Source organism: Virgibacillus ainsalahensis, assembly GCF_055380755.1.
This window is the reverse complement of sequence record NZ_AP043943.1, coordinates 633,088-652,948: the sequence shown is the minus strand read 5'-3', so window position 1 is coordinate 652,948 and position 19,861 is coordinate 633,088. Positions and strand designations below refer to the sequence as shown.

General features: G+C 42.3%; 18 protein-coding genes. 7 read left to right on the top strand and 11 right to left on the bottom strand.

Going from position 1 to position 19,861, the window contains the following annotated elements; genetic code table 11:
• Positions 1–308: 308 nt before the first annotated feature.
• Positions 309–1,187, bottom strand: a complete 879-nt coding sequence (locus ACZ427_RS03015; protein WP_461178241.1) for a LysR family transcriptional regulator — start codon at positions 1,185–1,187, stop codon at positions 309–311.
• A gap of 141 nt (positions 1,188–1,328) precedes the next feature.
• On the opposite strand from ACZ427_RS03015, the gene ACZ427_RS03010 reads away from it, so the two are divergent.
• From ACZ427_RS03010 to ACZ427_RS03000, 3 genes are read left to right on the top strand one after another with little or no spacing between them, the layout of a single operon-like run.
• On the top strand, positions 1,329–2,351 hold the full coding sequence (locus ACZ427_RS03010; RefSeq protein ID WP_461178240.1) for a YeiH family protein: 1,023 nt from the start codon (positions 1,329–1,331) through the stop codon (positions 2,349–2,351).
• A 49-nt stretch (positions 2,352–2,400) separates the two neighbouring features.
• The gene (locus tag ACZ427_RS03005; RefSeq protein ID WP_464883522.1) at positions 2,401–2,622 is read left to right on the top strand and encodes a hypothetical protein; all 222 of its coding nucleotides are present in this window, start codon (positions 2,401–2,403) and stop codon (positions 2,620–2,622) included.
• Positions 2,623–2,631: 9 nt separating this feature from the next.
• Positions 2,632–2,790, top strand: a complete 159-nt coding sequence (locus ACZ427_RS03000; RefSeq protein ID WP_461178238.1) for a hypothetical protein — start codon at positions 2,632–2,634, stop codon at positions 2,788–2,790.
• A 122-nt stretch (positions 2,791–2,912) separates the two neighbouring features.
• Here ACZ427_RS03000 and ACZ427_RS02995 read toward each other — a convergent pair whose 3' ends face one another.
• From ACZ427_RS02995 to ACZ427_RS02970, 6 genes are all read right to left on the bottom strand, one after another.
• Entirely contained in the window at positions 2,913–4,388 is a 1,476-nt protein-coding gene (locus ACZ427_RS02995) for an APC family permease (RefSeq protein WP_461178237.1), read from the bottom strand.
• 389 nt (positions 4,389–4,777) lie between these two features.
• Positions 4,778–6,553 carry a sulfoacetaldehyde acetyltransferase gene (gene xsc, locus ACZ427_RS02990; RefSeq protein WP_461178236.1) on the bottom strand — a complete coding sequence of 592 codons (1,776 nt, stop codon included), beginning with the start codon at positions 6,551–6,553 and terminating at the stop codon, positions 4,778–4,780.
• 17 nt (positions 6,554–6,570) lie between these two features.
• Positions 6,571–7,515, bottom strand: coding sequence for a selenium metabolism-associated LysR family transcriptional regulator (locus ACZ427_RS02985; protein WP_461178235.1), 945 nt, complete (start codon positions 7,513–7,515; stop codon positions 6,571–6,573).
• A gap of 42 nt (positions 7,516–7,557) precedes the next feature.
• Positions 7,558–8,913: an aminotransferase gene (locus ACZ427_RS02980; protein ID WP_461178234.1), complete on the bottom strand. Its 1,356-nt coding sequence runs from the start codon at positions 8,911–8,913 to the stop codon at positions 7,558–7,560.
• 32 nt (positions 8,914–8,945) lie between these two features.
• Complete coding sequence (gene ald / locus ACZ427_RS02975) at positions 8,946–10,079, bottom strand: alanine dehydrogenase (protein WP_461178233.1); 1,134 nt, start codon at positions 10,077–10,079, stop codon at positions 8,946–8,948.
• 317 nt (positions 10,080–10,396) lie between these two features.
• Complete coding sequence (locus tag ACZ427_RS02970) at positions 10,397–11,119, bottom strand: GntR family transcriptional regulator (RefSeq protein WP_461178232.1); 723 nt, start codon at positions 11,117–11,119, stop codon at positions 10,397–10,399.
• A 177-nt stretch (positions 11,120–11,296) separates the two neighbouring features.
• Between ACZ427_RS02970 and ACZ427_RS02965 the strand changes: the two genes are divergently transcribed.
• Positions 11,297–12,352, top strand: a complete 1,056-nt coding sequence (locus ACZ427_RS02965; protein ID WP_461178231.1) for a YeiH family protein — start codon at positions 11,297–11,299, stop codon at positions 12,350–12,352.
• A 289-nt stretch (positions 12,353–12,641) separates the two neighbouring features.
• Here ACZ427_RS02965 and ACZ427_RS02960 read toward each other — a convergent pair whose 3' ends face one another.
• Positions 12,642–13,520 carry a DMT family transporter gene (locus ACZ427_RS02960; RefSeq protein ID WP_461178230.1) on the bottom strand — a complete coding sequence of 293 codons (879 nt, stop codon included), beginning with the start codon at positions 13,518–13,520 and terminating at the stop codon, positions 12,642–12,644.
• Between the two features lie 272 nt (positions 13,521–13,792).
• Between ACZ427_RS02960 and ACZ427_RS02955 the strand changes: the two genes are divergently transcribed.
• The 3 genes from ACZ427_RS02955 to ACZ427_RS02945 all read left to right on the top strand — a co-directional run bounded on the left by ACZ427_RS02955 (position 13,793) and on the right by ACZ427_RS02945 (position 16,521).
• A complete protein-coding gene (locus tag ACZ427_RS02955) occupies positions 13,793–14,746 on the top strand; it encodes a hydroxyacid dehydrogenase (protein WP_461178229.1) in 954 nt (317 codons plus the stop codon).
• 93 nt (positions 14,747–14,839) lie between these two features.
• Positions 14,840–15,094 carry a hypothetical protein gene (locus tag ACZ427_RS02950; protein WP_464883521.1) on the top strand — a complete coding sequence of 85 codons (255 nt, stop codon included), beginning with the start codon at positions 14,840–14,842 and terminating at the stop codon, positions 15,092–15,094.
• Between the two features lie 98 nt (positions 15,095–15,192).
• On the top strand, positions 15,193–16,521 hold the full coding sequence (locus ACZ427_RS02945; RefSeq protein WP_461178227.1) for a short-chain fatty acid transporter: 1,329 nt from the start codon (positions 15,193–15,195) through the stop codon (positions 16,519–16,521).
• A 62-nt stretch (positions 16,522–16,583) separates the two neighbouring features.
• Here ACZ427_RS02945 and ACZ427_RS02940 read toward each other — a convergent pair whose 3' ends face one another.
• The 3 genes from ACZ427_RS02940 to ACZ427_RS02930 all read right to left on the bottom strand — a co-directional run bounded on the left by ACZ427_RS02940 (position 16,584) and on the right by ACZ427_RS02930 (position 19,640).
• Positions 16,584–17,999 (bottom strand): amidase, encoded by a 1,416-nt coding sequence (locus ACZ427_RS02940; protein WP_461178226.1) that lies wholly within the window; start codon positions 17,997–17,999, stop codon positions 16,584–16,586.
• Entirely contained in the window at positions 17,992–18,174 is a 183-nt protein-coding gene (locus ACZ427_RS02935; RefSeq protein WP_461178225.1) for a hypothetical protein, read from the bottom strand. The genes ACZ427_RS02940 and ACZ427_RS02935 overlap by 8 nt, the downstream gene beginning before the upstream one ends.
• Before the next feature lie 539 nt (positions 18,175–18,713).
• Positions 18,714–19,640, bottom strand: coding sequence for an LCP family glycopolymer transferase (locus tag ACZ427_RS02930; protein ID WP_461178224.1), 927 nt, complete (start codon positions 19,638–19,640; stop codon positions 18,714–18,716).
• Positions 19,641–19,861: the final 221 nt, after the last annotated feature.

The following is a 19,861-nucleotide window of genomic DNA, read 5'->3' as shown; positions in this document are numbered from 1 at the left end:
TGACGGACGTCAAGATTTCGGGAAAAAGATGAGAATTATTTGGAATGTTGTTTTGGAAAGGGACGGAGGGACAGGTCCCTCGTCCCATTACAGAAACGATAAATCAAGATGGTTCCCGGGAATTAAAAGCAGAAGAATAGCAGGAATAGAGTAACCAAACAAACAGCTAAATGACAGACAATCCCTCCACCAAAAATGAAAAATAGAGAATCAATTCTATCACGAAATGAATTTGACCAATCAAGAATCACAGTTCAATAGCCTACAATCATCTGGGACAATGAACCTGTCCCTTTGTCCCCCTACGATCAAACTGAATCATATAATAAACCAATAAACACTTCCAACGCCTTTGTTTGAAATGAACTTTTTGTAAGAATCGAGAATTTACGGGTGAAGGGCAAATTTTTGAGGTCGATCACATGCAAATCCCCATTCCGTAATTCCCGTTGTATGGCCCATTTCGATAATAAACTCACTCCAAGTCCAGCGATCACTGCTTCTTTAATTGATTGGGTACTTCCAAAGATCATTTGCCTTTCTGGTGCCAACCACTGGCTTTCAAACATTTTTTCTGTTGCTTCACGTGTCCCGGAGCCTTCTTCCCGAACAATCCATAAGGCTTGGTTTAATTTGGCTATATCAATATTTTCTTGATGATGGGATAATTCATGGGTCGGTGATGCCACAATTACCATCTGATCTTCGGCAAATTCTTCCATAATTAATGAATGATTTTTATAATGACCTTCCACAATTCCTACATCTAATTGGTGACTGCTAACTAATTCGGCAATTTGGGCTGTATTTCCGATTGTCAAACTTGGCTGAATATCTGGATGAGTTTTTTTCAGTTCAGCAAGAATGCCAGGCATGATATATTCGCCAAATGTATAGCTGGCACCTATGTAAAGCGGTCCGTTCGCAACATTTGTTAAATCATCAACCAAATGCTGCATTTTAGTATAAACGCCTAGAATTTCCTTCGCATGATAATAGACAATCTCTCCCGCCCTATTCAAACGCACGTATTTACTCGTCCGCTCCAATAACTTTGTACCAATGTTTTCCTCAAGCATTCGAATATATTGACTGACAGCGGGTTGTGTCATATGTAAATGTTCCGCTGCACGGGAAAAGTTTTGTCTTTCCGCTACGGTTACAAAAACCTGTAAATGCTGATCCATTTCTATCACCTGTTTCTTGTTGATGGAATACGTATTTCATCGTTTAACTTCTGACTATATTGTTTTACTTATGGTTATCATTATTAATAATTATTTAACTTATGTCAATGTATCTAATAGTCTTAAACGGGAGGTACATCTATGATTATAGACAGCCAATATTTCAAACCTGACAGGAAAAAATGGAAGTGGTTCGGTGGGGTTATGTTTACCTTTTTCATTGCATTGTTGGGTTATTTACTTGCACTTCTCCCCGGATTTTCATTTGTAGGTCAATTAGCATGTGCTATTATTATCGCGATCATTTACAGCCAAATTTTCGGGTTTCCGGAAGCGATACGCGAAGGGGTAACATTTTCCGCTAAAAAATTACTTCGCCTGGCAATCATACTATATGGATTGCGATTAAATATTAACATTGTACTCAGTGATGGATTGGGGTTACTTGTTCGTGACGTTGCCATTATCACTTTGGCAATTCTCTTAATGATGTGGCTTGCAAAAGTGTTAAAAGCGGATTCTACCATCTCTCTATTATTAGGAGTTGGGACTGGGGTTTGCGGTGCCGCCGCTATTGCTGCCGTTGCCCCCATTGTAAAAGCAAAAGATGAAGACACAGCAATTGGTGTGGGGATTATCGCTCTGATGGGGACAGTTTTTTCAATTATCTATATCATCATCCGTCCAATCCTGCCTATTTCAGATGTGAGTTACGGCATCTGGTCAGGGATGAGTCTTCATGAACTGGCGCATGTTGCATTAGCCGCTGCGCCCGCTGGAGATGAAGCGTTGGCAATGGCATTACTTGCTAAGCTTGGCCGTGTTTTCCTTCTCGTTCCACTCTGTTTCATCTTAATTTTTATGATGAAGGCAAAGCACAAAGGATCCAGCCAAAGCGGCACAAAAGTGGCGTTTCCCTGGTTTCTTGTGGGCTTTATTGCACTAAGTATTTTAGGAACTTATGTTTTCGGAGAATCCATTCCAGTATCGGACACCGTAATGGATGGGGTTTTTGAACTGACTACATGGTTACTAACTGCTGCCATGGCAGGATTGGGATTAAGTGTTAACCTTAATGATTTACGTTCAAAAGCAATGAAACCGCTGATTGCCATGATAATAACATCCGTTACGATATCAGTTGTGGCTTACTTTATTGTTTAGTGGTGGGACGGAGGGACAGGTCCCTCGTCCCATTTGATGGATTTGGGTGATGATTTGTTCGATTCGGGTGATGACCACGAACTCGAAGGTGATGTACTGCTGGATTCGGGTGATGACCACTGGCTCGAGGGCGATGTGCTATAAGATTCAGGCGATGATCACTGGCTCGAGGGTGATGTCCTGCCAGATTCGGGTGATGACCACGAACTCGAGGGCGATGTGCTATAAGATTCAGGTGATGATTACTGACTCGAAAGCGATGTGCTGCTAGATTCAGGCGATGATCACTGACTCGAGGGCGATGTCCTACAAAATTCAGGCGATGATCACTGGCTCGAGGGCGATGTCCTGCCAGATTCGGGTGATGACCACGAACTCGAGAGCGATGTACTACAAGATTCAGGCGATGCGCACTGGCTCAAGGGTGATGTCCTGCTAGATTTAGGTCATGGTTATTCTTCAATTCTCTCATTCAAATAAAGCTTTAATGTTTGGGATACCGAAAGAATACATAAAAAGTGATAAGTGAAAATTGAGCTCACTCACCACTTTTCATGTTTTTTACCCACTTGCTTCAATATCGTCCTTGGATTTTGTCCCCAGAATCAAATATTCAAGTCTATCGTTTGGAATTTTTCTAAATTCTGGACCCTTGATGAGATAAAAAGTAATTCCAAGTGCGATCCAGACAAATAATGCAATCAAGGAAGGCAGCCCCATAAATGCTGGTGAACTAGGAATCAGCAATAAACTTAAAAACATAAATCCAATAAGACTACCTGCAAGACTGAAACCTTTCTTAACAGGAGCAACAACAACAGGAAGCTGATTATTATGGATAACCGCTAATGAATGATTTGACCATTTAAATGACTTGAATGCCACAACACATGTATAGATGTAAGCAATGGTTACACCTACTGATGACATATCAACAACCCATGATAGCACCTGCCGGCCAAACCAGGGAGAAATTAAACACACAAGGCATGTAAGTATAATACCTGCATATGGTGTTTTATATTTTGGATGCAGCTTCCCAAAAATGCTCGGTAATATTTGGGCTCGTCCCATTGCAAACAATAATCGGCTGCTCGATACAAAGAAACCATTTAACCCCGTAAATACTCCCATGGATAAAGCAATCGCCAGCAATAAAATGCCAATATTACCAAATAATCCTGATATAGCATCTCCTGTACCCCATTGCGGTCCTCCGCTAACCAGCTCCTGCCATGGCATATACAACGCTGTTGCGGTAATCATAATGATATAAACAATGGCAGCAGCTATTAGCGAGAAAATAATTAACATAAAACCTTTTTTAGGTGTGAAATTAAATTCTTCAGCTGCCTGGGGGATGTTGTCAAACCCAACGAAAGCCCATGGAGCAATAGCAACAACCAGAATAATACTTGAAAAAACAGATACCTCCGGACTAAAAACTGGCTGGAGATTGCTAAATGAAGTGGAAGGATTAAAAATGGCCCCAATTCCCATGATCAATACACCAACAACCATACAAATCACAAATATAAATTGTAATTTCCCTGATACTGTAGCACCACGAAGATTCATATAGGCGAACAGAATTAAAGCTGCACTTGCGATAATTACCTCTACCAAATAAACATCCCACCCTGCCAGGCTGTACATATAACCCTGTTCAGCAACAGCAGGAAAAATGTATCGGACCATTAATGACAGCGCTGAAGCATTTAAAGCAACAATACACATATAACCTAACACCAAAAACCAGCCGGCTACATAAGCATGATTACGATTGAATCCTAAGTATGCGTAAGCAAACTCACCGCCGGAAACCGGGAATTTTTCAATAAGAAATCCATAACTAACGGCGATAATCATCATTAAAGCTGCGCCGATAGTGAACCCTATAATAGCCCCGAGTGGTCCTGAGCCACCCATCCATACAGCCGGCTGAACAAACGCCCCCCAGCCGATAGCTGAACCTAATGCAATCGCCCACACCCAATGAGGTTTCAACGTCCTAGCCAATTGCTCACGTTCTTTCATCATCACATCTCCTCATACTTGAATATTTACCCTAAAAAATTACTCCTGTTTTCCTTATCTAGTGGAGTTAACAGTTTGGTATGTCAAAAATATTCTTCCCGTTTATATTTGTTACCACCCACAACGAAAGCGATTACATTCTATTGAATATTAATAACATTGAGTTCCTGTTATATTAACTTATCATCAGGATCTTTTCGATAGTGATATGATTTTAAAAATCTGGAAATAGCGTGGTGATTTTCATTAGGTTTACGAACTGATTGAACATGTTCCCTCAGTTAACTCCAATATTTTTTCATACTAAATTTAGACTGTTCATTGTCATGGTTTTTATTAATGTCAACTAGCCCTCTGCCACACACCTGAGACAGAGAGCTACAGACAAATTATTTACCCCATACACTATAATCAAGGTGCTTATACTTATCCAGGAAACGGGTTGGCATCTTCAAAGCATCTTTACGGAATGGTGGTGCAAGCTGTGTACCATCGACATAAATGTTTAGAATAGCAGGCTTCCGCTTTTTTAACACTTCTTCGATGGCAGGGGCGATATCTTCCGGTTTTTCAATGGTGTAACCTAGTGCACCCATGGATTTGGCTACGTCTGCAAACTCAGGTGCATCAATATTAGAACCGACATAACGATCGTCATAATAATCAACCTGGTTTTTCTTCTCAGCTGCCCACGATTTATTATTGAAGACACATGCAATGACCGGAATATTCTGTTCAACAGCAGTACTTACTTCATGCAGACTCATCCCCCATGCACCATCCCCAATAATCGCAAAGACAGGTGCATCCGGTTCTGCCAGCTGCGCACCAAGCGCTGCCGGATAAGCAAAGCCGGTATTGCCGAATGTCAGTGCTGCAATATGACGGCGGGTTTGGTTAAACTTCAAATAGGCATTCGCTGTTGATGAAACATTACCGATATCCGTGGACACGATCGCATTTTCCGGCATCACTTTTGTCATTTCTAATAGAGCACGGCGCGGGTTGATTGGATTGCCATTCTCCATTGCCAAATCTACCAGCTCCTGGTCCCATTCATCTTTTCGTTTGCTTACCTGATTCACTCGATCATTATCCTTTTTGGGAGAAGACAGTGCTGTTTTCAATCCTTGGTAAATTTCATCACTTGCCTCTTTTGCATCCCCAATAATGCCGACTTCAACAGGATGAGTGCGGCCTATTTGGCGTGGATTGATGTCAATTTGAATAATCTTGGCTTGCTTCGGGAAATAATCAATATCATAGCATGGCAGTGTACCGAATTGTGACAGACGTGTACCAACAGCCAGGACCACATCTGCTTCTTTCAAACTGTACATTGCTGCCTTGGAACCCATATAACCGATCGGTCCTACCGCCAATGGATGATCTGCCGGAAACGCATCATTATGCATATAAGCACAGGCTGCCGGTGCAGTTAAATGCTCGGCTATCTTTACCACAGAATCGACGCCATCTGCATCAACGGAACCACGCCCGGAAATAATCGCCGGCTTTTTTGCATTTTTCAGTAGCTCTACTGCTCTATCGATAGATACCTGATCACCACTGCCTCTTTTATCTGCACGATATTGATTTGGCTGTAGAATATAATCTTCCATTTCGCCGTAAAACAAATCACGTGGAATGTCGAATAATACCGGGCCACGTTCAGCATAGGCAATCCTAAAAGCAGTGCGCAGGCAATCGGCGACACGATTTATGTGGGTCACTCGAACTGTTTCTTTCGTAATTTTATCAAAAATAGATACCTGATCTGCTTCTTGAAAACCATCCAGTCCGATGGAATTCGTTCCTGCAGACGGTGAAATAACGACCATTGGACTGTGAGCTTGATTTGCTGCTGCAACTGATGTCACCATGTTCGTGATCCCCGGGCCATTCTGACCGACGATGACCCCTGCTGTCCCGGAAACACGCTCGTAAGCATCTGCCATATGACCCGCGCTCTGCTCATGACGTACTGGAATAAACCGGATGCCTGCTGTCGGGAATAAATCCAGCATATCCATAAACGCTGATCCCACAATGCCGTAAACTTCTTTCACGTTTTCCGCCACAAGTGTTTCCACGATTGCTTCACTTGGTGTCATTTTCTGTTTTTGGTTAACTGCCTGCTTCATTTCTTCGGTTTGTTTTACCATAATTAATTCCTCCTAAGTTAATATTTATGACCCTCTCCGGCTGGAGGTTGGATCGTTAATGCTTCTCTTTCCTTCATAATGCTTCGTAATGTATCTAAAAAAAGCTCCGTCGTTGACTTCAGTACATGATTTTTCCGGTATGCGATGTAGAAATCTCGTTTCATCTTTAAATTTGTAATAGAATAAGCTTTTAATAATCCTAGTTTTTGTTCTTTTTTAATAGCATTTTTTGAAATAAAAGAGACCCCCAGCCCTGACTCAACAGCTGCTTTAATCGCTTCTGTACTCCCCAATTCCATCACAATCTGCAAATCATCCCTCGTTAGCTCTGCTTTTCTAAGATAATCGTTGACAACAGATCGTGTCCCTGAACCCTCCTCCCGAAAAATAAGCGGTGACTCCTGAACTTGCTCCAGCGTAATATGCGAGTCATCACTTGAAAAGTAATCAGGAGCTGCAATTAAAACAAGTTCATCTTTCAGAAACGGTTCTACACAAAGTTGATGGTCCTGTATAGGCCGCTCAATTAATCCAATATCAATGAATTGGGCTTTAATACTTTCCAAAATGGAATGGGAGTTTTCGATATTCACCTGTAGTTGAATTAAAGGATACGTTTCCTTAAATTGCTTAAGAAACTGTGGCAAAATATATTCACCAATCGTTAGACTGCACCCCATTCTTAAATCCCCATAGCTTTGACTTTCCATGTGAGTAATTTCTTTCCGGGCAGCATCGTTCATTTGTACAATTTCTCTGGCATACTTCAGCAGAATCCTGGCTGATTGGGTCATTTCCACTTTTTTTGTTGTCCGTTCAAATAACTTTGTCCCCATTTCTTTTTCCAACGCTTTAATCTGCGATGTAATGGTTGGCTGTGTCACAAATAATATTTTCGCAGCTTCCGAAAAGCTGCTTTTTTCCGCTACAGCGATAAAAGTTTTTAAGCGTTCATAATTCACGTATTTAACCTTCCCATCCATTTTTATAGCAGCCAGTAGTTTCTACATCGTGTGAATGACAGAATGAACCGTTTCCACCACAAAGTCGAGATCCTCTTCTGTACTGGATAGAGGCGGAGCGATAATGATAATGTTATTTCCATTCGGCACGGTATCGCCGTTTTTGCCGATAATCAGTCCTCTTTGTTTACATTTGCCGACAATTTCTCCCATTTTGGCGTCTGATAACGGTTCCTTTGTCCCCTTATCCTCTACCATTTCCAAGCCAAGTAAAAAACCAGCCTGCCTTACCTCGCCAACATTTTTGTGATTTTTAAGCTCATGTAATTCAATCAATTTTGAATCCCCAAGCGTCTTGACCCGATTTACAATTTTTTCTTTCTCGATAATTTCAATATTCTTCAATGCAACCGCACAAGCAGCAGGATGTCCGCCATAGGTTGAGACATGGCGAAAATGGTTATCTTTTCCTTCTTTCTTAAACACCTCGTAGATGTCTGCTTTTACGGCTGTAGCACCAAGGGGCAAATAACCACTGGTCAGACCCTTCGCCATGGTCACAATATCCGGCTGTACACCGAGGGCATGATTAAAACCGAACATTTTCCCGGTACGCCCAAAGCCGGATACGACTTCATCCATAATAAGTAATACATTGTACTTCTTACAGATTTCTGCCACACGCTGAATATATTTCATGGAAGGTATAATCACGCCGCCACCTGAAATAAATGGCTCCATAATGACAGCTGCCACCGATTCCTCGCCTTCCCACCGAATCATTTCTTCCATTTCATCAGCTGCTCGTAAATCTTTCTCCTCCGGTGTCCCTGCATACAACGAACGGTAACTGTACGGTGGTGCAACATGCAGGAAGCCCGGTGCTGATGGATCATATTTTACCCGGCGATTTGCCTGCGCCGTTGCACTCATTGCACCAAGTGTTGAGCCATGATAAGCCCGGTAGCGGGAAATGAATTTATATTTACCTGGATTTCCTGTTTGCATGTGATATTGACGGGCTATTTTAAACGCCGTTTCATTCGCTTCCGACCCGCTATTGGAGAAAAACGTCTGATATTCTTCACCGAGTAATTCACTAAGTTTGTTGGCTAATTGAATGGCCGGCTGATGATTCATCGTTAATGGAAAATAGGAAAGTTTCTTCATCTGTTCCGCGGCCGCATCGGCGATTTCCTGCCTTCCATATCCAAGATTCAAGCACCACAGTCCGGATACACCATCGAAAAACTCATTTCCTTCTTCATCTGTAAACCACGATCCTTTACCAGAGACAGCCACCGTTGCCTTCGCTTTTGGATTGTATTTATGCATGGCATTCCAAAGATGCGATTCATTTTCTGTTCCCACCTTTTTCATTTCAACTTCCGATTTCATACTTCTCCCCCATTTCTTTAGATTTTTCTGAATCAAGAAGAGACTGGTTTACTCACCAAAACATCCGTAATTGGTTGGTAGTTCATGTTGTGTGTTTTAGCAACAGATTTATATGTCACAACCCCGTCATGGGTATTAACACCTTTAGCAAAAGCTTGATTTGATTTCACCGCATGTTCGAAACCCTCATTCGCCAAGAACAGACCATATTGACTCGTATTATTCGTCAGCGACATGGTTGATGTCCTTGCTACCGCCCCGGGGATATTTGCTACAGCATAATGAAGGACGCCATGCTCTACATAAGTTGGATCATCATGTGTCGTAATACGATCAACCGTTTCAATCGATCCGCCCTGATCAACTGCTACATCAATAATCACCGATAAGGGCGCCATTTCTTTAACCATTTCCTCCGATACCAGCTGCGGTGCTTTAGCTCCCGGAATCAGTACAGCACCAATGAGTAAGTCAGCATCTTTTACCGCTTCTTTTATATTGAGTGGATTGGACATTAAGGTGTTGACTTTTCCATCAAATAAATCATCGAGCTCGCGCAGGCGCTTCGCATTAATATCAATTATGGTAACATTCGCACGAGAGCCTGCAGCCATCTTCGCAGCATTGGTGCCAACTGCTCCTCCCCCAACGATTACAACATTGGCTGGTTTAACTCCAGGCACACCACTGAGCAGGACGCCTTTTCCACCCTTTGTATTCTCTAGAAATTGCGAACCAATCTGTACCGACATACGGCCTGCTATCTCACTCATTGGAGCAAGCAGGGGTAGTGCACCATTTTCTTCCTGAATGGTTTCATATGCGATTGCTGTCACTTTCTTCATTGCAAGCTGATGTGTTAATTCCGGCTCAGCAGCCAAATGAAGGAAAGTGAATAAAAGCAATCCTTCACGTAAAAATCCATATTCTTCCGGCTGTGGCTCTTTCACTTTCATGACCAATTCCGCTGACCAGGCTTCTTTTGCAGTCTGAACGATTTCAGCCCCGCAAGCCTCATACTCTTCATTTAAGAAACCGCTTCCAATTCCGGCCGAGGATTCAATTAATACCTGGTGGCCGGCAGTTGTAAAAGCAGTAACACCAGAGGGGGTCAAAGCAACACGTTTTTCATTATTTTTTACTTCTCTTGGAACACCCACAATCATTAAAAATCACTCCTATCTCCGTATTAGATAACTTGGCATTCTCCAATCCCTTAGGTGAATTGTCAAGGCCGGAACTTATGCAGAAAGAAATATGGATATACTCCCTCTTTACTGTAAATAAAAAGAACCGCACAGGACTCATTAGGACGTCCGTACCACTTTGATTGGATTTAAAGTTATTATACGGTTTCTTCGGAGTAATTTCAATACTATTTTGTAAATTCAATTATTTTAAATAATAATAAATATTATAATTGTTTTCTATGAACATTAGTAACCTATTAAACCAACTGATTGAAATGTTGAAAAGCGCATAATTAACCAAATTTACGGGATAAATTAATTTGAAAATTATACAGGTCACTGCGGTAATACGCTTTTTCCAGCTCAATCGTGCTGCCTTCCTGATCTTTAATAATTCGTTCAGCAATAAGTACAGGCGACTGTACTGGAACATTCAAATGTTGGGCATCCTCATCTGATACAATCCCACTGCCGATTGTCTGACTTGCTTCAGCAAACAAAATACCGAGTTCTTCTTCTTCAATTTCATAAAGCGTTGCATCGTTTAAATCATATTGAACAAGTGCCTCACCAATAGAAACAGGGTAATAATGGCTCTCTACACCAATTGCTATATCATCAGCATATCGAACTCTTTTTATAAAATATGCTTCGTCAAATCCGGTCTGTTTTTGAATATAGGCTGGTGGAGTCATTTTGTATTGATGAATTAATTTCGCTCCTGGCTTCATCCCCATCTGCCTGATAACCTCTGTGGTGCTGATAAGATTCCCCAGCCACTGATGAATTGGTTTTAACGAAACAAAGGTTCCACTGCCATGCCGTTTTTCCAAAACACCTTCCCGAACCAGAAGTTTAACAGCCTCACGAACCGTGCTTCTGCTGACATTATATTCTTCCATATATTTGCGCTCACTTGGGATTTTTCCCTTAAGATCCCCATTTGCTATTTGTTTTTCGATAATAACCTTTAATTGTACATGTAATGGTATAGAACTTTGATTGTCTAATCGCACATGTCAGAACCCTTTCTTGTTTGTTTTAAACTAAGAATATCAAATTTTTCAAAAAATAGGAAGATGTATTTTCTTAAATCCAAATAGACTTATTAAATTTACTTATTAACTTTATCACTAATATTAATTTTACTTATGATAGATAATAAAATATTGTAAATGTAGGAGGTGGTACGAATGAGTTTAGAAAATCAGCGTATCGACGACAACATCGACCCAAATCACCAACACAACTCGAGACTTAACCAACAAAGGAGATGGATGGGTGGGGTAGGATTCACCTTTATCCTTGCATTGGCTGGTTATTTGCTGGCACTTCTGCCTGGTTTTTCATTTGTTGGACAATTAGCGTGTGCAATTATCATTGCGATTATTTACCGGCAAATTTTCGGTTTTCCGGAAATTTTACGTAGCGGGATCACATTCTCCGCCAAAAAGTTACTTCGTTTGGCGATTATATTATATGGTTTACGATTAAATATTAATATTGTACTAAGTGATGGGCTTGGATTGCTTGCTCGTGACATGATTGTTATTACTTTTGCCATTCTATTAATGATTTGGCTTGCAAAAGTTTTTAAAGCAGATGTAACGATTTCGCTCTTATTAGGAGTAGGAACCGGTGTATGTGGTGCAGCCGCCATTGCTGCGGTGGCTCCTATTGTAAAAGCTAAAGATGAAGATACTGCGATTGGCGTAGGGATTATTGCTTTGATGGGGACAGTCTTTTCTATTTTATATATTCTAATTCGACCTGTACTGCCTCTATCTGACATCGATTATGGAATCTGGTCAGGCATCAGTTTGCATGAATTGGCCCATGTGGCGCTTGCCGCAGAACCAGCAGGAGAAGATGCCCTGGCCATGGCCTTACTTGCTAAACTTGGCCGTGTTTTCTTACTCATTCCCCTTTGTTTCATTCTCATATTTATTATGAACCGGAAAAAGAAAAGCACCGGTCAATCTGGCGCAAAAATCACGTTTCCATGGTTCCTTGCCGGCTTTATATTACTTAGCATTTTAGGAACTTATGTACTTGGTCCTGTGATTCCAGTTTCCGAAGCAGTTTTTGAAGGGGTCTATACACTAACCACCTGGTTATTAACCGCTGCAATGGTAGGGCTTGGTTTAAGCGTCAGTCTAAAAGATTTACGTACAAAAGCAATGAAACCATTACTTGCGATGGTGATCACTTCTGCCGCACTCTCATTACTTGCGCTTTTCATCCTATAATTGTTTAACTTGGGAGGGGGTCACATCAGCCCCTCGTCCCATGAGGGGGACATAGGGACAGGTCCCTCGTCCCATTACAGAAACATAAGCTAAGAGATTTCCGGGGATTAAAAGCGGAAGCATCACAGGGATAGAGTAACCAAACAAAAATCTAAATGGCAGCAATCCCTCTACCAAAAACAGAAGAAACAGTGAATCTATTCTATCAAGAAATTAGCTTGGTCAGTCAAAAACCCCAAATTAAATTTAACCTAAAACCCGGGACAAGGGACCTGTCCCTGCGTCCCCCTTAGCTAGCCTTCTTTTCCTTCTCCTGCTTATCCATCCGGTTGTTTTTCATAAACATGTAGAATGATGCACCAAAGATGACAACATAGCCGAGTACACTTAAGAGCGTAGGAATCTGACCAAATAACACAACGCTTAACAATGCTGAGTACACGACCGTGGAATAAAAGAAAATCGAAATCTCACTGGCCGGGGCAAACTTATAGGCAAGGGTCACGCCAAACTGGCCGACAGTTGCACAAATACCAGCCAGAATGAGGAATGTCCATTGTTGCCAGCTCATCGGTTCATATAGAAAAATCGTAAATGGCAGCAGTACCAGTGTGGTGAAAAATGAAAAATAAAAGACGACGGTATAATATTTTTCCTTATTTCCCAACACCCGTAGAAATGTATAGGCGCCAGCTGCGAACACGGCACCGAGCACCCCGACAATATAAGGAAACACGTCCACCGAAAATTCCGGCTGGATGATGAATAACGCACCCGCAAACGCCACAAGAACAGCAATGAGCTGATAACGGCGGACCGCTTCTTTCAAAAATACCGCTGAAAATATAATAAGAATAAACGGACTGAGCTTGTTCAGCATCTCGGCATCAGATAAAACAAGATGATCGATTGCATAAAAGTTCAGCACGATTCCAATCGCCCCAAGCACTGAACGAGACAGCAGTAATTTCTGATTCTTTTTCTTACCAAACAGCCTTTCTTTATGACGCAAAACAAAACCCAATGTGATAATTGCCGCTATTATATTACGAAAAAAAGCTTTTTGCAGTGTCGGTAAATCTCCAGAAAGTTTGACGAAAGCACCCATCAGGGAAAAGCCTAATGCTGAGATTAATAATAATAGTATACCTTTATTTCGATTAGACATCGTTGTTCCTCCCTGTCCACTCCATATTTCATTAGCACAGCACGCGTCCTGCAGCACCAAATGACTATCCTAATACAAAACCGGAAGTATGGAAAGGAATTTGCCTTAGGGGTGGAAGAAGGGGAATGTTAACCAAGGAAGAAGGCTAGGTTTAAAGATTTCTTCTTTCGTTAAGACACTCATTTCTCCCCCACCCTCCGCATATGTTCGATAAGGGACGTATAAAATTACTCTGTAACCGTTAACAGGTACCATAGAAAGGAGATAAGCGCATGAAAGTATTAGTAACCGAGTTGATGTGGGAAGACGGGATCGAAGCGTTACGGCGTAATGGTTATACCGTTGATTATGATATGGAGCTCTCAAGGAAGCGGGATGAACTTCTTCAACTGGTTCCTTCCTATGATGCACTCATTGTTCGCAATGAGACGAACGTCGATCCCGAGTTGCTCGATGCTGCCAAAAAAGCCCGTGTTATTGGTAGGCTTGGTGTCGGGCTGGACAATATCAATCTGGATGCGGCCAAGAAACGGAACATTCCGGTCATTTCGGCCAGGAACGCGAATGCCACTTCTGTTGCAGAATATGTGATGGCATCTATGCTTGATGCGTACCGTCAGCTTTCCGATGCGGATGCTGATGTGCGGCGGGGCAATTGGGACCGCAAGTTTTTTACGGGATACGAACTCAATGGGAAGACACTCGGCCTTCTCGGGCTCGGCGAAATTTCCCATCGTGTCGCCAAGCGGGCCAATGTGTTCGGAATGAAGACCATCGGATATGATCCGTTTGTTGCTCCTTTTGACCATATTTTGCAGGAAACCGGAGTGAAACCCGTCGATAATCTGGAGAACCTTCTTTCTGAATCGGACTTTTTGTCGATTCATGTTCCGCTCACAAAAGCTACGAAACACATGATTAACAAAAACAACTTCCCGTTGATGAAACGCCACGCCTATGTGATCAATTCAGCAAGAGGAGGTATTATTCATGAGCAGGATCTCATCAAAGCTGTAAAAGCAGGGGAAGTGGCCGGTGCCTACCTTGATGTTCTCGAAAGTGAACCGGTTCAAAAAGATTCTCCCCTCACGCAAGTGGAATCCATCCGGCTATCACCACACATCGCCGGGCTGACAGATGAATCACAGTCCCGGACCGCCATGCTGATCGCACAGGAAGTAATGCGTGTGATGAACGGAGGCAAATCACTTTGTGCGGTTGTATGATTAGCGGGGACGGAGGGACAGGTCCCTCGTCCCGTTTGTTTGATTCGGGTGATGCTTTGTGGGATTCGGGTGATGTTCACTGGCTCGAGGGTGATGTGCTACCAGATTCGGGTGAATGCTCACTGGCTTGAAGGCGATGTGCTGCTAGATTCGGGTGATGATCACTGGCTTGAAGGTGATGTGCTACCAGATTCGGGTGATGATCACTGGCTCGAAGGCGATGTGCTACCAGATTCGGGTGATGATCACTGGCTTGAAGGCGATGTTCACGAACTCGAGGGTGATGAGCTTGACCAGGCAAAAGGCAAAAACCCCAGACTCAATGTAACCTGCAACCTGGGACAATGAACCTGTCCCTGCGTCCCCCTCCACACTAGTCATATTTAATAGTATAATATGAAATAGCACTATTAAGAAATTACTATCCACCCAAAAGGAGGAAAACAATGAAAACACTCACATCTTTTTTTGACCGAATGGTTCAGCGTTACTTGCCGGATGCCTTTATCTTTGCCATTATTCTTACATTAGTTGTTTATCTTATCGGGGTCATTTTCACAGATAGTGGGCCGATGCAGATGGTGGAATACTGGGGTACTGGCTTTTGGGACCTTCTGGAATTCGCGATGCAGATGTCACTGATTGTGGTAACAGGATACATTCTGGCCAGTGCTCCGGTCATCCGCAACCTGCTCGCTAAATTGAGCACACTTGCTAAAACACCTGGACAGGCTGTCATCCTTGTTACGTTCGTCGCACTTGTTGCATGTTTGATTAATTATGGATTTGGTCTGGTGGTTGGGGCGCTGTTTGCTGTACATGTTGCAAAACGGGTGCCTTCTGCGGATTATCGCCTGCTGATTGCGAGTGCCTATAGCGGCATGCTTGTATGGCATGGGGGATTTTCCGGGTCGATTCCATTATTGATCGCAACACCAGGTCATTTTCTCGAGGACACCATTGGGACCGTATCCGTCATGGAAACCTTATTCAGCCCATTTAATATTTTTGTTGTTTTATTTTTAGTGATCACACTGCCATTTTTTAACCGTTATTTGATGAAGGGAAGTAATCCGCTTACAAATACAGATCCCTCTTTATGGAAAACAGAAGATGAGCAGCCAGAGGAACCCATCCAGGATAAAGAAAATCTGACCCCTGCAGACCGTCTGGAAAACAGCCAGCTCGTATCGCTCGTCATCGGTATTATGGGCCTGATATTTGTCGTTTTTCATTTTGTAACCAACGGATTTGACTTAAACATCAATATTGTTAACTTCATCTTCCTGTTTCTTGGCATTATTTTTCATAAGACACCAAAGCTTTTTCTGGATACTGTTATGAAAGGTGTGAAAAATGCGGGAGGAATCATCATTCAATTTCCATTTTATGCAGGTATTATGGGGATGATGGTAGCTTCCGGGCTGTCTCAGCAAATGTCGGAGTGGTTTATCAGCTTTTCCACCGAATTCACCTACCCGCTGTTCGCATTTATCAGTGCGGGAATTGTAAACTTCTTCGTGCCATCCGGTGGCGGGCAGTGGGCGGTGCAAGGTCCAATCATGATCCCTGCTTCACTTGAAATTGGTGTAAGCACAGCAAAAACCGCCATGGCTGTCGCGTGGGGGGATGCATGGACGAACATGATCCAGCCATTCTGGGCCTTACCAGTACTCGCAATAGCCGGATTGAAAGTGCGCGATATCATGGGATTTTGTCTGATGATATTAATTTACAGCTTCATCCCGATTTCGATCGGACTATTGTTCTTCTAATGACAATTAACTTAAAGAAAACGGGGCTGTCACACAAAATGGCGACAGCCCCTCCCTATTAATCATGAACCAACGAGATTAGGTTTTCTACCTTTCAGTGGGTTGGTCTGCTCTAATGCGTAACCTGTATTTAGCACAATTTCTTCGTTAAATGCAGGTCCCATAATCTGCAGACCTACTGGCATTTCGCCTTTGAATCCACACGGAATAGAAAGTGCAGGTAGCCCCGTTAAGTTCCCTGGTCCAGTAAAGCGGATGATATGATCAATCAAATCTACTCTTTCTCCATTCAGATCCGCAAAGTCATCACCGATTTTTGGCGGAATAACTGGTAAAGTAGGCGAAATGAGGACATCAACTTTTTCAAATGCTTTTTGGAAATCCTGTTTTAACTGTCTTCTTATTTGCTGTGCTTGTAAATAATCAACAGCTGAAGGAAGTTCACCTAGTTCAAAAAGAAGACGTATATCATTACCAAAGTCGTCTGCTCTTTTCATCAAATTATTATGATGAATAGTGGATGCTTCCGATAGGGCCGTAATCATTTCCGCCCATTCACTATACTGTAGTGTTGGAATTTTAACCTCTTCTACCTTCGCACCCTGATCGACCAACTGCTGAATGTTATGACGAACAAGCTTTTCAATATCGGAATCTACCTGATTTAAAAAGTAATCCTCATTAACACCAATTACTAAATCCTTTACATCCCCAGTCAACTGGTTCGTATAATTTCCTATAGGTACATCTACCGTTGTTGGATCATTTTTATCAAATCCGGAAATGACTTCTAATAATCCTGCAGCATCCGTCACTGTCTTTGTCATCGGCCCAATATGGTCAAGCGACCAGGCCAGCGGAAAACAGCCATATTTACTAACTCTGCCATGTGTTGGTTTCAAGCCGACAATTCCACAGGCGGATGAAGGAATCCGTATGGAACCCGCAGTATCTGTCCCTAATGAAGCTATACTCATATCGGAAGCAACTGCTGCACCAGATCCCCCACTGGAACCTCCTGGTATTTTTTCAGGATTCCACGGATTTCTTACAGCACCAAAATGCGGGTTATTATTTGTAATACCCCAAGCATATTCGTGCATATTTAATTTGCCGGTTAATATAACTCCAGCTTCTTTTAATTTTTTTACAACCGTTGCGTCATAATCCGAGACAAAGTTTCCATGAATTTTTGAAGCCATTGTAGTTACTTCATTTTCTAAATATAAATTATCCTTTATCGCCATTGGAATACCATGATACATACCACGATAATTCCCATTTAATATTTCTTCCTCCGCTTTTTTCGCAGATTGCTCTGCCTCTTTTCGCGAAACATGAATATATGCATTGATTCCTTCATTATTCTCATCCACATGATCGAACAGTTCGTTTGTCAGCTCCACTGGGGAAACAGATTTCGTTCCGATTAATTGCGCTAATTCGTCGACGGTCTTAAAAATCAATTCTCTATTCAATATGATCACCCCCGGGAATATTTCGCAATCCTATATCAGCATCATCTACGTTAGCATTTTCTAAATTTCCCTTTAATGTCTGTAATGCCTGCCAGCGAAATTCTAACACCTCTACATGCTCAGCTTTTACCCTGTACCCTTTGTTTTCTAATAGGCTCTGTACTGACAAACTCAAATCAATCCAACTCCTCATTCATATATTTATCTTATTAATAGGCAAATTGCCTAACAAGATCGCACATAAGGATATTCTTGGTTGACTTTGTTTGGTATTCATCTTTAATAGTTTGCTAGAACGTGGAAGGTTATCATGCTGCTAGCATGCTAGATTAAATTCATTCATTAAAAAAATAAATATTTTTAATATTACTATATTACATAATATATTGAATACATTTTCTTGTCAAACATAATAAGGGATCCACATCGGTTACAGGAAAAGTTAGAAAACGAAAGCTTCTATGGCGAAACGCTCTGGTTTCCCTACTCACACAATTTCACGGCGTCGTCGCTCGTTTTGATGTGCAATCCACTTGATTCATGAGGGGAGTCCACTTTCGCTGGCAGAGGCATTTACTGACAAGGAAATGATATGCTGCCAAATCTTTTCGTTGGGACGAGTAATCGCAGTCCCAAATATTTATAAATTCTTATCTCTTAAAAAAACCCCGCTCCCACTACCGGGAACGAGGTTTTCCTCTCTTTTTGGAATGATCAAGTCTCTTTCTTCTCCACCATCCCATGTACTTTCTCCACTTCTGTTTCATCAACAATCAAATAATAAACCCCATCAATATTCGTTCCGCTGCCTTCCATCTGATAACTGACGAAATTCTTTCTCGTATCTGCATAACCGCTCAACAGCTTTTGCATATCTTCAAAATCCAGATTGGTTGCCATGTTATTGCCAAGGATATCGATGGTATCGTTAATTTTGGTAACCGACCCGACGTGGGCACCTTCATCAATGATTCCCTCAACAACCTGGCGCTGACGATCTGCACGGCCAAAGTCTCCATTCGGATCCTGTTTTCTCATCCGGACAAATGCCATGGTTTTATCGCCATCCATTTCAACAGGACCAGTGTTGAAGTCATATGTCCCATCATTCCACGCGATGTCATTATCCACCGTGATGGTGCCAAGTTCATCCACCAGCTCGGTCAGCCCTTCCATATTCACCTGCACATAATAATCCAGATCAATATCCAGGAAATCCTCCACGGTAGCTATCGACATGTCCGCGCCGCCATATGCATACGCATGGTTGATCTTATCCTCAAATCCTTTTCCGGAAATCGTTGTCCGCGTGTCCCTTGGAATGCTGACCAATCGCATGGAATCCGTTTTAGGATCCAAAGACAATACCATCAACGCATCCGAACGGCCACTGTCCCCTTCCCGCTCATCCACGCCAAGCAACAGGACATTCAAAGGTTTTGTTGCCTGCATTTTCTTCTTCCCCACTTCACGGTCAATGGATTCTACTGGGGTGTTCATTTTCTCATTCACCGTATTCTTGGCATTATTGTAAATAGAAAAAGCATAACCGCCAATTCCCAGGCCTGCCAATAAAATAATTACTAAAGGGATTTTCAGCCATAACTTTCTGGACTTCTTTGTTCTCTCACTTCTTTTCATCGTCAAACTCCTCGTACCTGTTGTTATTTTTTGTATGTATTGAAAAATTTCCTCAAAAACTTACTTACATATTACTACAAAAATCGCTAAAATGAAACTCTATATTCTAACTTGGGAGAAGTCCGGCAACATGCCCTGTCATCCGGAGCTGATGGCTGACGGTTCCGCGTTTAGGGCCGGGGGTACTGCGGTCGCAGCCGATGGTCCGGCGCTCATTGCCT

Excerpts from the sequence above, each read along its gene's own strand:
- ACZ427_RS03015 (WP_461178241.1), bottom strand. The coding sequence starts at position 1,187 with ATGGATCAGCATTTACAGGTTTTTGTAACCGTAGCGGAAAGACAAAAC.
- ACZ427_RS03010 (WP_461178240.1), top strand. The coding sequence starts at position 1,329 with ATGATTATAGACAGCCAATATTTCAAACCTGACAGGAAAAAATGGAAG.
- ACZ427_RS03005 (WP_464883522.1), top strand. The coding sequence starts at position 2,401 with ATGATTTGTTCGATTCGGGTGATGACCACGAACTCGAAGGTGATGTAC.
- ACZ427_RS03000 (WP_461178238.1), top strand. The coding sequence starts at position 2,632 with ATGATCACTGACTCGAGGGCGATGTCCTACAAAATTCAGGCGATGATC.
- ACZ427_RS02995 (WP_461178237.1), bottom strand. The coding sequence starts at position 4,388 with ATGAAAGAACGTGAGCAATTGGCTAGGACGTTGAAACCTCATTGGGTG.
- xsc (WP_461178236.1), bottom strand. The coding sequence starts at position 6,553 with ATGGTAAAACAAACCGAAGAAATGAAGCAGGCAGTTAACCAAAAACAG.
- ACZ427_RS02980 (WP_461178234.1), bottom strand. The coding sequence starts at position 8,913 with ATGAAATCGGAAGTTGAAATGAAAAAGGTGGGAACAGAAAATGAATCG.
- ald (WP_461178233.1), bottom strand. The coding sequence starts at position 10,079 with ATGATTGTGGGTGTTCCAAGAGAAGTAAAAAATAATGAAAAACGTGTT.
- ACZ427_RS02965 (WP_461178231.1), top strand. The coding sequence starts at position 11,297 with ATGAGTTTAGAAAATCAGCGTATCGACGACAACATCGACCCAAATCAC.
- ACZ427_RS02960 (WP_461178230.1), bottom strand. The coding sequence starts at position 13,520 with ATGTCTAATCGAAATAAAGGTATACTATTATTATTAATCTCAGCATTA.
- ACZ427_RS02955 (WP_461178229.1), top strand. The coding sequence starts at position 13,793 with ATGAAAGTATTAGTAACCGAGTTGATGTGGGAAGACGGGATCGAAGCG.
- ACZ427_RS02950 (WP_464883521.1), top strand. The coding sequence starts at position 14,840 with ATGTGCTACCAGATTCGGGTGAATGCTCACTGGCTTGAAGGCGATGTG.
- ACZ427_RS02945 (WP_461178227.1), top strand. The coding sequence starts at position 15,193 with ATGAAAACACTCACATCTTTTTTTGACCGAATGGTTCAGCGTTACTTG.
- ACZ427_RS02930 (WP_461178224.1), bottom strand. The coding sequence starts at position 19,640 with ATGAAAAGAAGTGAGAGAACAAAGAAGTCCAGAAAGTTATGGCTGAAA.